Genomic DNA, 15,886 nt, shown 5'->3' with positions numbered 1-15,886 from the left:
CGCCCGCCGGCTCAAGACCCTGCGCGGCCTCACCCCCTACGAGTACATCTGCAAGATCTTTACAAGCGAGCCGCAACGCTTCAGGCTCGACCCGCTCCACCAAATGCCGGGACTAAACATCTCTAGCAAATCGGCACTTTTTGTGGGTGAGGCAGACCAATGGGTCCTTTCAGGAAAAGTTGAGGCAAACTCGAACAGCAAGCGCAGATGTGACAAGCGGTTAGCAGAAGGCCTGCGGCATCCTTTGGCGGGGTCTACACCCGGAGGTCACTGATGAGGACGCTCGCACAGGATAGCTACAATCTGGCAAAGTGCTTACTCAGAGCTCGCTTCCGCCCGCCTCACCCTCTGAGGCGGGCTTTCCCCAATGGGATCAGGCGTCATGATATGCTCTCCGGCCGATTGCTTGATCGGCCCGTTCCATTTGAGGAATACCCTATGCGTCGCCGTCCCTCAGCCCGACTGCTTGTCCTCGATCCGGCTGGAAGAGTGCTGTTGTTCCGCTTCTCACACCAGCGAGGGGCTCTTGCAGATCAAGCCTACTGGGCCACGCCGGGAGGTGGCCTCGAAGAGGAGGAAACATTTCAACAGGCAGCTATCCGGGAACTCAGGGAAGAGACTGGCCTCTACGTAGACACCATGGGACCGGAGGTGGGGAGCCGAGAGTTCGTCCTGCAGCTCCCGGATGGGGAGCATGTCATGGCGGACGAACGCTTCTTTGTTGTTCTGGCTGAGCATACGGACCTGTCTCGTGACGGCTGGACACCCGAAGAGCAGGAGGTCATGGCGGACCATCGCTGGTGGTCTATGGTGGAACTGGCTCAAACGTCTGAGACGGTCTGGCCAGACAATCTCCTCGATATCCTGAACACGATTGAAATCCCTGCGCCTGCAGACCGGACAGCCCTCCCATCTCATCGCATTCCATAAGGTTTCGTTCCGGCATTAGGGAGCAAAGACCACTGGAATTCACTCAACCTGCTGACCTTGCGAGCTTTTGCGGGCGAGCAAGATTGGCTATCAGACATTCGGAGTTGAACGACGCGGAATGCCGTGACTGGCTTGTAGCGCATTGCGCGATTGGGGCTTAGTCGTCCGCATGAATCCGCTCGCCCTCGTCGACCAAAGGAGCCGTCCCATGATCATCCGCCCCATGACCAGAGGAGATGCTGAGGCCATCCATGCGATTCACAGCGCGTGCCTGACCCGGACATTGCTGGGACGCTACACACACGAGCAGATCACGGCATGGATGGACGGTCGCACTCCGGAAGGATACGTCCGAGCCTCCGAGGCTGGAGAGCGGTTCTTCGTTGCGGAGGTGAACGGTTCCGTCGTCGGGTACGCCTCGTGGGAGGATGACGAGTTACTGTCGCTGTTCGTTCATCCGGACTGCCAATCCCAAGGCGTAGGCTCGGCTCTCGTCGAAACCTGTCTCGCCGATGCCGAAGGCACGGGAGGCGCCATCACCAAGGTTAAGTCGGTGTTGGGAGCGGAGGCATTCTACGCGAAGCATGGCTTCATATCGGAATGCCGGGGAAGCACAGCGAAGCGAGGCGTCGAGATCCCAGACACGAGGATGCGCCGGGAGCACCCAGGGGGTTCCGGACATCTCTCGGCTTCTACAGGAGCCAAACCATTCCGACCATGAGCCGCCAGCAATCCCCTGTTAGTCGGAACGAATGCCCGACAGCGAACTCGATCGCGTAACCGCCGGCGATCCACCATGGGAACTGTGCTTCTGAGAACAACGAGCCTACCTCTGTCACAGACAGTGGCCGCCATAGGGGGCAGAGTTCGTGGGCATATCGGGAACGTCGTCCACTCTCATTGCATAGAGGCAGTTGTGGGAAATCAGGAGCCGCTCGAGCTATGAGATGCGGTCCAGATAGGCGGCGATCTTGGCACGGCTCTTTAGCAGCGCCTTCGGGCCAGGGAACAGCTCGAACAGCTTTTTGTGGGCGTCGAACGAGTTCCAGTTATTCTTGCGGATGCGATACTCGGCCACCCACTGAAGGAGGCCCTGAAAGCGCGTCTGGCTTCCACCGCCTTGAAGTCCGCGCTGTCGAATGTTGCTGATGCATTCGTCTTCGGGCAGATCAAGCCAGATCAACGTCGTGGCACGACCCAGCACCATATGCACGAGTTGGCCGTAGACACCCTCCATAATCCACTGATCCGCTTCAGCTGCAGTTTGCACGTCCTTGTCGCGCAACGCCCGATCCCGAGCGACGCCATAGCTGCCGGGCTCCCAATGCAGATCGTCGAGATGGATGACCTGATGCCCGAGAACGTCGCCAAGTTTGCGTGCAAGCCACGTCTTGCCGCAGCCGCCGTTGCCCATGATCAGCGTTCGGTCAAAGGCTTGTCGCTGTTCCACTGGCACCTCCACGAGCCCTGCGTAAGGAAACATCGGTCAGAGCAGGGTTCGGAACTCCATAACGGCTTTCTACCAAATTCAAGCGACCGCGTACTCTCCGAGGTGAGGCAAAGTGATGGCATGTTTCTGCGAGATGATGAGGCAAACCCGAAAATAAAGCTAAATTTCTACAATTACTTAGCGGAAGGGCTGAGCCATCCTTTGCCACCCTCTACACACTGGCTGCCAGTCCCACCATGAAGTACAAATCGACATCAGCCGGGAAGCGGTGGCGAGTATAGCGAGGAGGACGAGACTGGTTCATTCCTCACGTATGGCTCCCTGCGGTCACCTTCCGGTTAACCTGACGGTGCCCCGCTGACTCCTCTTTCGGAACACTTCCGCAGAGGCAGATCCCACCGCGACCTGTGATGAGCCGTCTGAGCTTTCTCACCAATTTTTAAACTGTTTCTCATTCGCTTCTAAAGGGTAGCTCACTAACTTTTAATGGCTTTCTTCCCGCTCCCCAACAGATTCGGTTGTTAACTGGCTGAACATTTGCCGGCTCCCTATTGGCCGGACCGCCCGCCCAGAGTGGATCAAGGAGTGGAGGAACCAATGATGAATATGAACAACTCTCACGATCAGCGTCGCTTACGTGAGGAGTGCAATGAGGTGGAAGCAATCATCCTCGCGGCGGGACGCGGCTCACGCTTGGCGACGCTCACAGCGCGCGCGCCGAAGTGCATGGTCGAAGTTGGCGGAACCCAGCTCATCGACCACCAGCTTCGGATGCTGACGATGGCCGGCATCAGCCGGGTCTCCGTCGTGGTTGGTTACCTGCGACAGGAGATTGCAGAGGCTGTTTGCGGCCGTGCACGGCTGATCGAGAACCCAGCTTGGGAGGAGACGAACAGTTTGTACTCGTTGTCTTTGTGCAATGGGCAGGTGCGTGGCCCTCTTCTGATCATGAACTGTGACGTCCTGGTTCACCCGCTCGCATTGCAGCGCCTGCTCGCCACGCGAGGAAGCGCATTCTTGTACGGTTCATCCTCTGGGGAGGCCGATGAGCACATGAAGGTGGAACTCACCACTGGTCTCCTGAGCGCCATGAGCAAGTCGCTTCCCCCTCACCGCACCTTCGGCGAGAACGTTGGAATCCTTCATTTCACGGCGCCGGCCGCGCAGGACCTCCTGAAGGCTGCGTGCGGCCTGGTCCAGAACGGCCACCACAACACCTGGATGGCGGCTGCGGTCGAGCAAGTCGCCCGTTCCTGGCCGATTCAAGGGGTCGATATCGCCGACTTACCCTGGATCGAGATCGACTTCCCTGATGATCTTGACCGGGCCTGTACTCATGTCTGGCCACAGATCACGGGAGCTTTTGCACCGCCGGCATTGCGCGCAGCCGCGTGAATTATCCACCTGAGCGTGAGGGTGAACCGTGTCCTATCGTAAAGACCCAATCTACCAAACCATCCAGTGGCTTCGGTCAAGCAAACCCATCGACGTATCGGGGTCGTTCGCAAACGCGTTCGCGTCCGTCTGGCGTGACTGGGCGCGTATCGACCCACTTGACATTCGAGTGCAGGTCGGCCTCGTCAACTACAAGCCATTCGAACGGGCCCGGGTCATGGTGACCGTAACTCTCGTGCCCGGTCGAAAAGGCTCGCAGCCTGTGCAACTAAGCCTTTTCCTGCTCGTCCTTCCGGACAGCCGGTCGGCTCGGCACCAATACGCAGCCTCTGCGGCTTTACCCCAGCTTGGTGGCTACGGTCCGCCGATTTTCCAGATCGAGGATCAACGTATCGTAGGATGGACGCTCCCGAATGCGCCGAACCTGCATGACCTGCAGTCGCTCTGCGATCTGGAGAGCTTCCGGCGGCTCCTTGCCGGGTCGCCCGCGTTGGCACCCGTCGCCGCTCAGGCCGACGGCCCACGCTTGGTTCGCTACGTGCCCCTCAAGCGGGCGTTGTTGACCTGGACACATCCAATCGACGGGACAGAGTACTACCTCAAACTGATCGACGGAGCGGCAGCCGCGACGGCAGCTCTCAACTTGCGCGAGCTGCATGCTTGGTCGCTGGACCGAGAGACCGGGTTCGATGTTCCGGAGTCGGTGCATTACAGCCCGGAACTGCACACCATAATCATGCGAGAGGTGCCTGGACGGCCGTTCACCGAGATGATGTCTACCGGCCGGGCCGCACCCTTCGCGGAGATAGGGAAGGCGCTCGCCGGCCTGCACCGGCTGCCGACCATGCCGCTGACAACCTGGTCGGTTGAGCGGGAGATGGGCGATTTGCGCCGCCACTTGGTTGGCGCCAAGCGCGCGCTTCCCGGTTTGAAAGATCGGCTGAGCCGCTTGGAGGACGAGCTCGAGGCAAGTCTTCCAGGCCAGACGCACCTCGCGCCCATCCATGGCAACCTCTTCGGCGACCAGATCCTCTATCGGGAGAGCGCACACGACCGGCGGGTCGGGATCGTGGACTGGGACTCATGGGCGTTCGGTGACCCTCATTTCGATCTCGGGCGGCTGATCGCCCATTTTCTGTATGTGGCGAGACTGCACAGGCTGGAATCATCCAGCGTCGGTTCTTGCATCGACACATTCCTCCAGGGCTACGCCGACGCGGGAGCGCGACCTGTCGACCGTGCGGTGTTGAACTGGCACATCGCCACCGCGCTCCTCCTGCGCGCGAAAATCTCATCGCTCCGCAAGCTGCGCCCCGGTTGGACGCGCCACTTCGAGCTGATGATCGAAGTGGCCGAGCGCGTGACCCATCCAAGGCCAACAGTCCGCCCGACTGCATGGCGTGGGCTTGCCCACTGCACTAGCGGAAAGGTTTCGCCCCTATGACCACCCGAATCCTTTTCACAGGCTACGCACCCGTTCACTTCGTGTGCTTCAGGCCGCTCTACTTGAGACTGCTCGAGCGAGATGACATCGAACTCTTCGTCTCGGGCGGCCTCAGGACCGGCGGTGAGGGCGAATTCCACTATGACGCCGAGGGCCTATTCCAGCCGTTCGGCGTGCCTGCCGATCGCGTGCTCACCGTCGACGAGGTACAGTCGAGGACCTTTGATATCCTCTTCTCCGCCAATAAGCGCATCATCGCACCCCGGACCAACTTCGGGTCACTGGTGCAAATGTTCCACGGAGTGTCGCTCCGCAACCGCGCCGTGCGGCCGGAAAGCCTGAACTACGATTATCTGTTCCTGATCGGTCCCTATATGCGCCGCAAGTTCATCGAGCGCGGATTGCTGAGGGACGGCGACGAGCGTGGCATCCCGATCGGCTTCCCGAAGACGGATCCCCTCATTAGCGGACGGTTCGACCGGGGCGCCTTACTCTCCCGCTTTGGTTTTAAAGGCACGCGGCCCGTTGTCCTTTATGCGCCCACAGGTGAGGCGCACAACTCACTCGAAACAATGGGTCCAGAAGTGATTCGCAGCCTCGCTGCGTGCGACAACTTCGATCTTCTGATCAAGCCGCACGATCACCCGAAGAACGAGGTCGACTGGTTTGCCGCCCTCGCGCCCCTCGAGAGCCCTCACGTGCGACTCGTTCGGGATGCCGATGTGATCCCACTGCTTCTACTGAGCGACGCTCTGATCACGGATGCATCGTCGGTCGCCAACGAGTATGCGCTCCTCGATCGCCCTATCGTCTATCTCGACGTCCCGGAGTTGCTGCGTCGCTCCCAGGAAAGTGGTGCCGCGCTCGGGTTGAACGATTGGGGTCGCCAGGGCGGCGTTGTCGTCGAGACGGCGCATGAGGTGCCGGACGCGGTGATGGAAAGCCTCGCGGACGCTGAGCGCCTCTCCGAGACGCGGCGAGCCATTGCGAAGGACCTGTTCTACAACCCTGGCCGAGCGACCGACGCCGCCATGGCTTGGATCTCGCAACGGTTCCTTAGCCCGCGGAGGCTCGCATCATGACCGGACAATGCCATCACGCGGCCCCTGAGATTCCCACCGGCGGATCCACGGGCCGCTCGCGCACTCTGGTCGGCTTTTTCATGCGCAGCTGCGGAAATCTCCACTACTTCGCCTCCATCAAGCCGTATCTGGACGCACTCCTGTCATGGCCTGGCCTGGAGTGCAAAGTCATTGTTACCGGCCCCGTGCCAGACATGAGCGACGTGGAGGAGCTTGCCGCCTATAAGCACCTCTTCACCGCGGATCTGACCGTCGACGACTGCGATATCGTGCTCACTCCGACATTCCTGCGCCCGGATGACCGCCCGCGCAGGTGGTCCTCAACGCGCGTGGTCCAAATCTTCCATGGCATGTCCGACAAGCCGTTCACCTATGAGCGCGACTTCAGCGACTATGCACTCTGCGTCTGCGCGGGCCAGCGGCAGGTCGATCGGCTGCTCAGCTATGACCATAACCGCAATGTTCGATGGGCAATCGTCGGCTACCCCAAGTTTGATTGGGTCCCGCCGAAGCCACCTCTGTTCCAGAACGGCCGGAAAACGATCATCTACAGTCCCACTTGGCGTAAGGGCGGCATCAGCTCGATTGAGCGTTTTGTCGACAATTGGGGGGTCATCGCTCCGCTCAGTAAGCGATACAACTTGATCGTTAAGCCTCATCCCAACCTGTTCAACCCAACTCGCCCGTTCTTCGACCCGTCGCTGGTGGAGTGCCTTAAGGGCCTTCCGAGTATCCATCTGGTCCGGTCTGGCAATGTGATGCCCTGGTTCGCCCAGGCGGACCTCTTCCTGGGTGACATCTCGGCAGCCGGATACGAATGGCTCTATTTCAACAGGCCCATGGTGTTCCTGAACCCCCGGCCGGACGACCTGCGCCCCAGCAAGGACATTCACGCGCTGACATACCTGTGGCAGTGCGGCGCGGTCTGCGACGACCCTCGCAGCCTGGGGGAGCTGGTTGATGCCGCCTTGGAGAGCGACCCGCACGCGGCGGCGCGCGAAGCGGTCTTGAACTACAGTGTGCACCGGCCGCGCGACGGTCGCGCCCTTGAACGCGGGCTGGCCGCCGTCAGCGAGCTTTTCGACTCGACGGGCAACCTGGAGGTGAGATGTGCGTGATGAGTTACCCCGCGCCCCCATCGTTGCGCTAGTTGCAGAAGCGTTCCTGTCGCGGCTGACCTTCGGTATCGTGGCGTTCGCCCTACCGCTTTACGCGCGCTCGCTGGGGATCGACATCACCACGATCGCCGTACTGATTTCGCTGAACACAACCGTCGCAATCCTGCTCAAAGCCTTTGCGGGACGACTGGCGGACCGATTTGGCTACAAGAGCACCGCCGTGATCGCCGTCGTTGGACGCAGCCTGCTCACCGGGGCTCTGGCCTTTGCCCTGACCCCTGTGCATCTCTTTGCCGTTCAAGCCACCCGGGGGATCGCGAAGGCTCTGCGGGATCCCGCGATGGCGGCACTGGTCGCCGAGCATGGCGGCAAGCGCCGAATCGCGTCTGCCTTTGCCTGGTACAAGACAGCGACCAGCGCCGCGGGCGCACTTGGCAAGGCCGCTGCCGGAGTCCTTCTCACTCTCACGGCTGCCAATTACCCGCTCGTGTTCGGAGCGGCCTTCCTGGTGTCCCTCTGTCCTCTCCTGCCGCTGATCTGGCTGGTGCCGCGCTCAAGCCTGCGGCCAAGCGACGCCACTACCCCTACTCAGAGCCCGGATCAGCACAGCGCCTGCCCGGCTCCACGTCTCTGGCCCTTCATGGGTCTGGGCTTCCTGATCAGCAGCACCGCGCACATGCTCAGGAGCCTCTTTCCCATTCTGGCCGTCGAGTACGGCGGCCTCACGGAGGCGCAGACCGGTATCCTTTATCTTATCGCCACCGTAGTGACCCTTGCCGCCGGGCCTCTTTTCGGCTGGCTGTCCGACCGGGTGAGCCGGTCGCTAGTCCTCGCAACCCGCAGTGTCGCAAACGTCGTGTCCTCGGCCCTGTACCTAGCCCTCCCCTCCTTTGCGGGCTTCGTGGTCGCGAAGGCGGTGGATGAGACCGGCAAGGCGGCCTTCAATCCGGCCTGGGGTTCACTCATGGCCGAGCTCTCCGCACGAGATCCAAAAGGCCGTGGCCGAACAATGGGTCACCTCGACGCCGCCGACGACGCAGGCTCGGTCGTTGGTCCAATCCTCGCGAGCGCCATCTGGAGCTTGTGGGGCATTGGAGCGCTGCTGATGGCGCGCATCGGCCTCGCCGTGTTCACGGAGGTGTATGCGTATGTCCTGCTGCGGCAGCCGCCGTCGCCGCAGGAGCCACCGTCGACGCGTCTCCGGGCATCAAGCTAGGTTCGGAGTGCAGCCGGGACGACCTGTAGACGGCTGCCGCACGGGGTGAGCGATCCCAGGTCGGAAGGGACGGTTTCGTTACGCCGTCGCAGTTCCAGGGATAAATTGGGGCGGAGAGCATATCATTCGCGGACAACGAGAACGGCGAGCCTTATGAGCATCAAATGGCGTGTGTATCTGGTCCAACTGGTTATCGCCCTATCGGTGGCCAGCGTCGCGGTCATCGTCTATGTGACGGTGCGTTCGACCGATTACTACCTGAAGCGCCTCGAGTGGGCCAACGACCAGCTGGAAGCGATCACCTCCCTCCGGGTGAGCGCCAACCGCTTTTCCGAGCAGGTCGCCGAATTGCTCCTGATCGGCGACCCTGAGATCCCGGATCTGGAGAGTGCTCGTCGCGAGCTCGAGGACGGCTTCGTCAAGCTTGAGACGGTCACGCGCGGCGAAGGCCGGTTCCAGTTGAGCCAGTCGGGGAAGGGTGAAACGCTGGATGAACTCCATCGGCTCGAGCGGATGCGGGCCGTCTACCAGCAAATCAACGAGTCGGTTGCCCGGGTTCTTGCACTGCACCGCGAGGGGCGCCAGGCCGACGCCATCCAGATGTTCCGGGATGAGATCGAGAACCGCCTCGATGCAGAATTCGAGCACCTTCTGGCAGGGGCTGCCTTGGACGAGCGTGAGGAGGTTGTCGGTACGGAACGGGAGGCAGATGCCCTGTGGCAGCGGCTCGCGCTGATCACCGGCGGGGCCGCGGCTCTCGTCGTGGCCATCTGCTTCGTTTCGGGTCGGATGCTCGCTCAATCGCTGATCAGACCGATCGATTTGCTGACGAGGGGAACGGAGGCGATCAGTCGGGGCGAGCTCAGCCATCGCATCCAGCACGACAGTTCGGACGAGCTCGGCCTCCTCGCTCGCCGGTTCAATCAGATGGCGACCATGCAGGAGCAACAGAATGCTCAGCTGCTGAATGCGCAATCGGAGCTCGAGCGGCAGGTCGCGCAGAGGACCAAGGAACTCGAAGCCGCCAACCGACGCCTGACAAGCCTGGACCGGATGCGTGTGCAGTTTCTGGCCGATATCAGTCACGAGCTTCGCACGCCCCTGGCCGGGTTGCGCGGCGAGGCCGAGGTCACGCTCCGTCACGGCGCCAAGCCAGAGGCCGTGTACCGAGACACGCTCGAGCGGATCATCGCTTACGCCACCGACATGGCTCGCTTGGTCGACGACCTCCTGTTTCTGGCCCGATCCGAGACCGATACGGTACGATTCAACTTCCAGAGGGTGCCTCTTCAGGAGATCGTGAGTGAGATGCTGCGGGACGGCGAGGTGCTGGCCCGAAGCAAGAACATCGCCGTGGAGAAGGACATCGCCTCGGCCCCGGTCTGGGTGCAGGTCGATCCCCATCGCCTGAAGCAGGCGCTGATGATCCTGATCGACAATGCGATCAAGTACTCGCATTCGAACGGTGCGGTGACGGTAACTGTATCGCATAACGGTGAGTATGGCGAGGTGGTGGTGAGGGACGAGGGCATGGGTATCCCCGCGGAAGAACTGCCGCACGTATTCGAGCGCTTCGTCCGCGGCCGCATCTCACGCAATACGAACCAGGGGGCAGCGGGCTCGGCCTTGCAATCGCCAAGTGGCTGGTTGAGAAACAGGGTGGTGAGCTGACGCTTCGAAGTGAGGAGGGACACTTCACGGAAGTGCGCGTCAGCATCCCCCGGGCGGAGGTACGTGCAGGTGTCTAGGATCCTATTGGTCGAGGACGACCCGCGTGTCGCCGGTTTCGTCAAGCGAGGGCTTGAAGCCGAAGGGTACATCGTCGATCACGCCGAGACCGGAGAGGCAGCCCTGGCCTTGGTGCGCGAGGCGTCTTACCAAGTCGTGGTTCTCGACCGCATGCTGCCCGGGATCGACGGCGTCGAGGTATGTCGACGGCTCCGATCCGACAAGTATGGCACCTGCATTCTCATGCTCACGGCCAAGGACTCGGTGCAGGACAAGGTCGACGGGCTGAAGGTCGGAGCGGATGACTACCTGACCAAGCCCTTCGCCTTCGATGAACTGATCGCGCGACTGGAGGCCCTCCTGCGACGTTCGCCGCAGCCGGCGTTGGATCCGGTGCTGCAGGTTGGCGATCTTGTCCTCGATCCGAGCGTCAAACGGGTCTGGCGAGGCAACAGGGAGATTGTCCTGACGGCCAAGGAGTTCACACTCCTGTCCTACCTCATGAGACATGCGGGAACGGTCGTCAGTCGAACACGGCTTCTCAACAACGTCTGGGGCCTCAGCTTTGACCCGAGCACCAAGGTCGTCGATGTTTATATCAGGTACTTGCGGCGCAAACTCGAACAGGATGAGGAGGCGCCACTCATCAGGACAGTCCGTGGCTTCGGCTATATGTTAGCCGGCGAAAAGAGTGCGGCTGGCGAAGCGAGAGCCGAGCAAGGGCAAGGGTGAGCCGCACTGAAACCGAGACCATCTGCCGGGGATCTGTTGCAAACTCTTCCGTAACGGCGTTCGGCCTACGCCTCTGGTCCGCTCTGGAGGTGCATGATGTTCAAGGGCAGGCATTTTGATCGATCCGTGATCCTGCTGTGTGTGGTGGTATCTGGCCTACAACCTGAGTCTGCGAAACCTGGAGGAGATGATGGCCGAGCGCGAGTGGCTGCTCCCTTACACCTATGCTGGTATCGCACCAGTTGACCCTCGCTAGCAGCGTCGATGCCCTTGAACTCTGAAGGGGGGGCAGATTGCTGCCGCTCCTGAGCGAGGCCCTTTGACAATCTCGTAATCCTTCAGAGCCTTGTGAAGTGCGTCGGTGCTTGATGGGATACACACCCACGGCACCTGCTGAAACTCAGGCAGAGCATATCTTGGCTCATGGGCCGAGTAGACGATGATTGGGACATTCCGCCGCTTCAACTCACGCGCCATCGCAACACAGGAGCCAGATTGCAGGTCAACATCCAAGACTGCTATGTCGGGGGTGTGGGTCGCAAGCCACTTGACAGCGCCAGCACACGTAAATGGGCCAGCAGGTGCGTAGCCTTGATCCTCCAGATCATCGGCGAAGTACAGGCCAATCGCGGCATTGCTCTCGACGATTAACGCACAAGTGACGACTGAGGATCGCGCCGGCGATGTCGCCTTCTGCGACGAGGGTGGGAGGATCCTCAGGATGAGGCTGCGCGTGAAAAACTGGCTTCAGGATGAGCTACCGTTGGGCAACCGTCAGCCGTGGGGACCCCAACGGCCGGAAAAGCGGTTCGGCTACAACCCCACCGATCATCGCAAAGGCTGCCAGGATGAGGCCAAGCCGGCCATAGAGCACAAAGCGATCCTTACGGGTCATGCACCCTCGCAATCGTTGGGCTGGAATCAGAACAAACGGATCCTTGTGGCCAATTGTGGCGACAATACTGCTCAGATTTGAGGGGGTGCTGCGCGTGATGCGCGTGTTTCCCTCGAACGGTGATCCCTATCAGAGCATGCGGCAGCGGCTTCGGGCATCAGGTTGCAAGGAACATATTTGTCGCGATGCCTGCACCAAGGCTTAATCATGCGACAACGTGCGCGTTAATATACCTGTTTATCCACAGGTGCTTAGGGGAACGGAGGCCGGGCAGGACCGTTGGACAAACTCACGGGGCGGCTGGGGAGCAGGTCCTTCAAGATACGATTTATTTCAATGCCTTTACGCCCGTCAGATTCTTCTTCGAGTCATGTTGCCAATCACCTGAGTGCCCTTGCTTCCAAGGTCGACGAGATCGCCCAGCGCGCCGGTGTCTCTGCGGTCGCACGGCTGGACCTTGAAACCACTCTGGCCGCCTTGCCGTGGCCAAGCCGGCGCCGCCTCGGCTTGGTTCTCGAGAGTGCCCGTGTCAGCACGAACGACGAAGCCGTGCGAGAGGCTGTCGCGGCGATGCTTGCGCTAGCGGCTGATGTCTGGGCCCGGACGCCTCCACCGGATGAGCGCGGCCGCGACGGGTCACAGGCATGAGATGACGTCTCTCAGGGGAGCGCGCAAGGTTTGTGCAACAAACCTCGTCAGAGGACGAACTTAGGATGCCAGGCAAAGCCTGCCTCAACGGAGCAAGCCCCTGGCGCACGGCGATGCCGCGCTCGAGCAGGAAGCCGCGGATCTGGTTGGTCACACCCGTACGCTGACTGACCAGGCGAGAGCGGACCCGGTGCAGGGCGAGCAGATCCATCTGCTCGGGCGTCTTGATCGCCACGAACGACATGGTCGGCCGCTGCACCGCCTCCGCGATCGCCTCAGCATCGCGGTAGTCGTTCTTATGGCCCTTCAGAAACGGCTTCACATATTGGGCCGGGATCAGGCGTACATCATGCCCGAGTGCCTGAAGCTGGCGGCCGATGTGGTGAGCCCCGGCGCAGGCTTCCATGCCGATCAGGCAGGGTGGGATGTTGGCCAGCCGCTGCGCGAGCTGCGAACGGGAGAGCTTGAGGCGCAGCACGATCGCACCGCGCTGATCCTGACCGACGAGGTGGAAGCTATTCTTGCCCAGATCGATGCCCAGGGTGGCGATCTCAGCAGAGGCAGAAGACCGTGACATGAGACGTGCTCCTTGCGTGGCTCGAAGCCCCACAGCTTACGAACAAGCGGGGCAGGAGCACGGCCGGACCATCCCATTACCGGACCTTTCGGATTCGCAACAGCGGCAGGCTGTTTTAGGGACTGACCCGAGCTTTGCTGAAAAGCTCTCCCGCCGATCAGAGCGCCTCTTTCTTGACTAGATGCAGGTAGGTGGGATCGAACTCGCCGGCCTTCTGCAAGCCCTCCCAGTCCAGCACCTTCAGGGTGCCGCCATGCAACGAGATCAGGTTCTCGCCCCGCAGCTCCTGGAGCACCCGGTTGACGTGCACCGTCGAGATCCCGAGCGCATCGCCCAGCTCGGCCTGGGTCAGCGGCAGGGTGAAGACATGATCCTCGACCAGTTCGACTGCTCTCAGCCGCACCAGCAGCTCGCACAGAAGGTGCGCAATCCGGCCATGGGCCTCGCGCCGCCCGAGCCCGACGATCCATTGCCGGAAGATCGCCGCATCGATCAGCGTGTCGCGCCAGAGCAGGTCGCCCAGACGGGGGTGGCCACGCATGAGGCTACGCAGATCCTCATGCGGGATGAAGGCGAGCTTGGACGGAATCAGCGTGCCCAGGCTGTGATCCATCACTTGCAGGTGCAGGCTCTGCAGGTCGGGGGTGTCGCCGCTGATGTGGAACGACAGGATCTGCCGCCTGCCCTCACCCGTGAGGCTGTAGCGGCAGGCGAAGCCCTCGACCACGAGGCAGCACTCGGCGGGCGTGTCGCCCTCCCGGATGATGTCCTGGTCGGCCGCGAGGCTTTTCAGCCGCAGCGGCAGGCGCAGCAGAGCGGCCTTCTCCTCGGCGTCGAGCGAGGCGATGCTCTCCAGCTTGCGGATCAGCGCGGCGGTGTGGGGGTGAATGCCATCCAAGACAGCCTCCCAGGATGATCGGGCGGGAGCGCGGGTCTCTCCGTCATCAGCGCCTCAGGCTCGAATGCTGGCGATGGTCTGACTATCCCAGGGGAATGCATTTCAGACAAGGCATGGGAACATAAGGAAACTCCTCTGGTTGAGAGGCATGTCCCGCTACTTCTTCGATACCTACGACGGTGATACCTTCGTTCCCGACAGTATTGGGATCGAGCTGCCGGATCTCGCGGCAGCGAAAGCCGAGGCACAAAAAGCCCTGCCCGACCTAGCCAGGGACGCGCTTCTCAACGGCGACCAGCAAACCTTCATGGTCGGTGTCAGGGACGAGACGGGCGAACTGCGGGCGCGGGCATCGCTCACGCTCATCGTCGAGGATGTCGAAACGGCCGCGTAACTCTGCAAAACGTTCAGTATGCAACAGGCTGGATCCCGCAGGAGTGCCGGCGCAGCAGGTCTGGCCAAATCGAACAAATGCTTGGCCCAGGACAGCAAGGCGGGTGGACACTTTTCCCGCTAATCCCCCGTTGGACCGTGGGGGCAACCTCGGTGCCGAACCCGCCCGCCTGCCAGGCGGCCCATCAAGAGCGCCAGCGGGTGGGCGGGCTGCCGTTTCTCTTCCAGGTCCACCTCACCGATGCCGCGCTTCTATTTTGACGTCTTTGTTGGATCAGACGCCCGTCTCGATGGCGATGGCCGGGAGATCGAGAGCCTCCAGACGGCCGAGATCGTCGCCAAGTACGCCGCGTTTCAATTTGCGCAGGATCGGTTGCTGCACTCGCCCAACTTGGTTCCCGAACACATTCGGGTCGAGGTGAAGGATGAACATCGGCAGCCGATCTTCATGGTGACGGTATCAATCCATGATCGACCGGGCTGTTGACGCTGCCGCGCAATTTCGTGATTTCGCAAAGGCGCAGTATGGAGAAACTCGGCGGCTTTTCGGGACGTCCGGTTAGATGAGGATTGCTGCCTTCGAATCTAGGTCTCAGGCGTGCCAATATGTATGGTCCGGCCGTGCGTCGCAAGATGATGTTGGCAGACTGACGAACGTGAGAGCTGCATCAATGTATGAGGCCTCGTGATGGAGCTTGTGCTCCGGGCCATCATGGAGAGCATGAGCTTTTGTGGGGCAGACTGGTAACGGGTCGGCGGTACAAGATTTCCGGCCAGACGAAACAAGGCTGCGGGACACCTTCATTTGCCAAAGTGCACCCCATCCGAACCCGAGGCACCCGATCCTCCAGAGATTCTGCAGTTCAGAATCTGGCTGCTTGGGATCAGCCCCATGAGGAGAGTATGAGGTTTTGTGGGGCAGTTAGGCGGCTGCCCGGCTATCGCGGCTAGCATTGTCGTTCATCATGCCGGGGTACCAGTGCTCGAATGTGGCTCGCAGCGAGCCATCCAGGGTCCCGGTCCGCGTCTGCAGGAGCAGATGAGCCCCGCGCCGGCTCCACTGCATCTGCTGCTTCTTGGCAAAGCGCTTGCTGACCACCGCATTCACCGTCGCCTCGACAAAGGCCGAGGGGCACCGTCAACTTAACGCTTTTACTTGCTCTTTCTGGTGTTTAGGCCCGAAGCGGGCCATGCCTTTTCAATGGCTTAGACGCACCGGGGAATGGCTGAAAACGCCCGAAAGAGGTCTATACTTAGTTAAGTTGATGGAGTGGACGCTCCCTGCTCACCGGCATCAAAGTGCCAAAGGGTGGTCGTCATGAAGAGGGCCACAAGGAGAGGGAGCGTCCGCCATGCAGATTACCACAGTCGGCCTGGATC

Annotated in this window: 13 protein-coding genes and 5 pseudogenes; 14 read left to right on the top strand and 4 right to left on the bottom strand. The window is 61.1% G+C overall.

Features of this window, described 5'->3' with window-relative positions:
* From ACS5Q1_RS40060 to ACS5Q1_RS40050, 3 genes and pseudogenes are all read left to right on the top strand, one after another.
* Window positions 1–118, top strand: a pseudogene (locus tag ACS5Q1_RS40060) (IS481 family transposase); the annotation flags it as partial.
* Between the two features lie 320 nt (window positions 119–438).
* On the top strand, window positions 439–930 hold the full coding sequence (locus tag ACS5Q1_RS40055) for an NUDIX hydrolase (RefSeq protein ID WP_473103454.1): 492 nt from the start codon (window positions 439–441) through the stop codon (window positions 928–930).
* Between the two features lie 208 nt (window positions 931–1,138).
* Window positions 1,139–1,651 carry a GNAT family N-acetyltransferase gene (locus ACS5Q1_RS40050; RefSeq protein ID WP_473103453.1) on the top strand — a complete coding sequence of 171 codons (513 nt, stop codon included), beginning with the start codon at window positions 1,139–1,141 and terminating at the stop codon, window positions 1,649–1,651.
* A 219-nt stretch (window positions 1,652–1,870) separates the two neighbouring features.
* On the opposite strand, the gene ACS5Q1_RS40045 is transcribed toward ACS5Q1_RS40050, so the two are convergent.
* Window positions 1,871–2,413, bottom strand: a complete 543-nt coding sequence (locus ACS5Q1_RS40045; protein ID WP_473103452.1) for a P-loop NTPase family protein — start codon at window positions 2,411–2,413, stop codon at window positions 1,871–1,873.
* Window positions 2,414–2,977: 564 nt separating this feature from the next.
* Between ACS5Q1_RS40045 and ACS5Q1_RS40040 the strand changes: the two genes are divergently transcribed.
* The 9 genes and pseudogenes from ACS5Q1_RS40040 (at window position 2,978) to ACS5Q1_RS40000 (ending at window position 12,071) form a co-directional block, all read left to right on the top strand.
* On the top strand, window positions 2,978–3,775 hold the full coding sequence (locus ACS5Q1_RS40040) for a phosphocholine cytidylyltransferase family protein (protein ID WP_473103451.1): 798 nt from the start codon (window positions 2,978–2,980) through the stop codon (window positions 3,773–3,775).
* Between the two features lie 28 nt (window positions 3,776–3,803).
* Window positions 3,804–5,219: a phosphotransferase family protein gene (locus tag ACS5Q1_RS40035; RefSeq protein WP_473103450.1), complete on the top strand. Its 1,416-nt coding sequence runs from the start codon at window positions 3,804–3,806 to the stop codon at window positions 5,217–5,219.
* On the top strand, window positions 5,216–6,301 hold the full coding sequence (locus ACS5Q1_RS40030; RefSeq protein ID WP_473103449.1) for a CDP-glycerol glycerophosphotransferase family protein: 1,086 nt from the start codon (window positions 5,216–5,218) through the stop codon (window positions 6,299–6,301). The genes ACS5Q1_RS40035 and ACS5Q1_RS40030 overlap by 4 nt, the downstream gene beginning before the upstream one ends.
* 194 nt (window positions 6,302–6,495) lie before the next feature.
* Entirely contained in the window at window positions 6,496–7,419 is a 924-nt protein-coding gene (locus ACS5Q1_RS40025) for a CDP-glycerol glycerophosphotransferase family protein (protein WP_473103448.1), read from the top strand.
* Window positions 7,412–8,635, top strand: a complete 1,224-nt coding sequence (locus ACS5Q1_RS40020) for an MFS transporter (RefSeq protein WP_473103447.1) — start codon at window positions 7,412–7,414, stop codon at window positions 8,633–8,635. Before ACS5Q1_RS40025 ends, ACS5Q1_RS40020 begins: the two co-directional genes overlap by 8 nt.
* Before the next feature lie 153 nt (window positions 8,636–8,788).
* Window positions 8,789–10,383, top strand: a pseudogene (locus ACS5Q1_RS40015) (sensor histidine kinase).
* A complete protein-coding gene (locus ACS5Q1_RS40010; RefSeq protein ID WP_473103446.1) occupies window positions 10,376–11,095 on the top strand; it encodes a response regulator transcription factor in 720 nt (239 codons plus the stop codon). Before ACS5Q1_RS40015 ends, ACS5Q1_RS40010 begins: the two are co-directional and overlap by 8 nt.
* Before the next feature lie 96 nt (window positions 11,096–11,191).
* Window positions 11,192–11,297, top strand: a pseudogene (locus ACS5Q1_RS40005) (IS6 family transposase); the annotation flags it as partial.
* Between the two features lie 519 nt (window positions 11,298–11,816).
* Window positions 11,817–12,071: a hypothetical protein gene (locus ACS5Q1_RS40000; protein WP_473103445.1), complete on the top strand. Its 255-nt coding sequence runs from the start codon at window positions 11,817–11,819 to the stop codon at window positions 12,069–12,071.
* Between the two features lie 613 nt (window positions 12,072–12,684).
* On the opposite strand, the pseudogene ACS5Q1_RS39995 reads toward ACS5Q1_RS40000, so the two are convergent.
* A pseudogene (locus ACS5Q1_RS39995) lies at window positions 12,685–13,215 on the bottom strand (IS110 family RNA-guided transposase); the annotation flags it as partial.
* Between the two features lie 157 nt (window positions 13,216–13,372).
* Window positions 13,373–14,113, bottom strand: a complete 741-nt coding sequence (locus ACS5Q1_RS39990) for a Crp/Fnr family transcriptional regulator (protein WP_473103444.1) — start codon at window positions 14,111–14,113, stop codon at window positions 13,373–13,375.
* Window positions 14,114–14,261: 148 nt separating this feature from the next.
* Here ACS5Q1_RS39990 and ACS5Q1_RS39985 point away from each other — a divergent pair, with 148 nt between their 5' ends.
* Window positions 14,262–14,507, top strand: coding sequence for a DUF6894 family protein (locus ACS5Q1_RS39985; protein ID WP_473103443.1), 246 nt, complete (start codon window positions 14,262–14,264; stop codon window positions 14,505–14,507).
* Window positions 14,508–14,747: 240 nt separating this feature from the next.
* Window positions 14,748–14,993: a DUF6894 family protein gene (locus ACS5Q1_RS39980; RefSeq protein WP_473103442.1), complete on the top strand. Its 246-nt coding sequence runs from the start codon at window positions 14,748–14,750 to the stop codon at window positions 14,991–14,993.
* A gap of 435 nt (window positions 14,994–15,428) precedes the next feature.
* On the opposite strand, the pseudogene ACS5Q1_RS39975 reads toward ACS5Q1_RS39980, so the two are convergent.
* Window positions 15,429–15,644 (bottom strand): annotated as a pseudogene (locus ACS5Q1_RS39975) (ISKra4 family transposase); the annotation flags it as partial.
* Window positions 15,645–15,886: the final 242 nt, after the last annotated feature.

This window comes from Microvirga sp. GN3 (genome assembly GCF_055792825.1).
The sequence above is the reverse complement of the archived record's forward strand: the minus strand, read 5'-3'. Positions and strand labels throughout refer to the sequence as shown.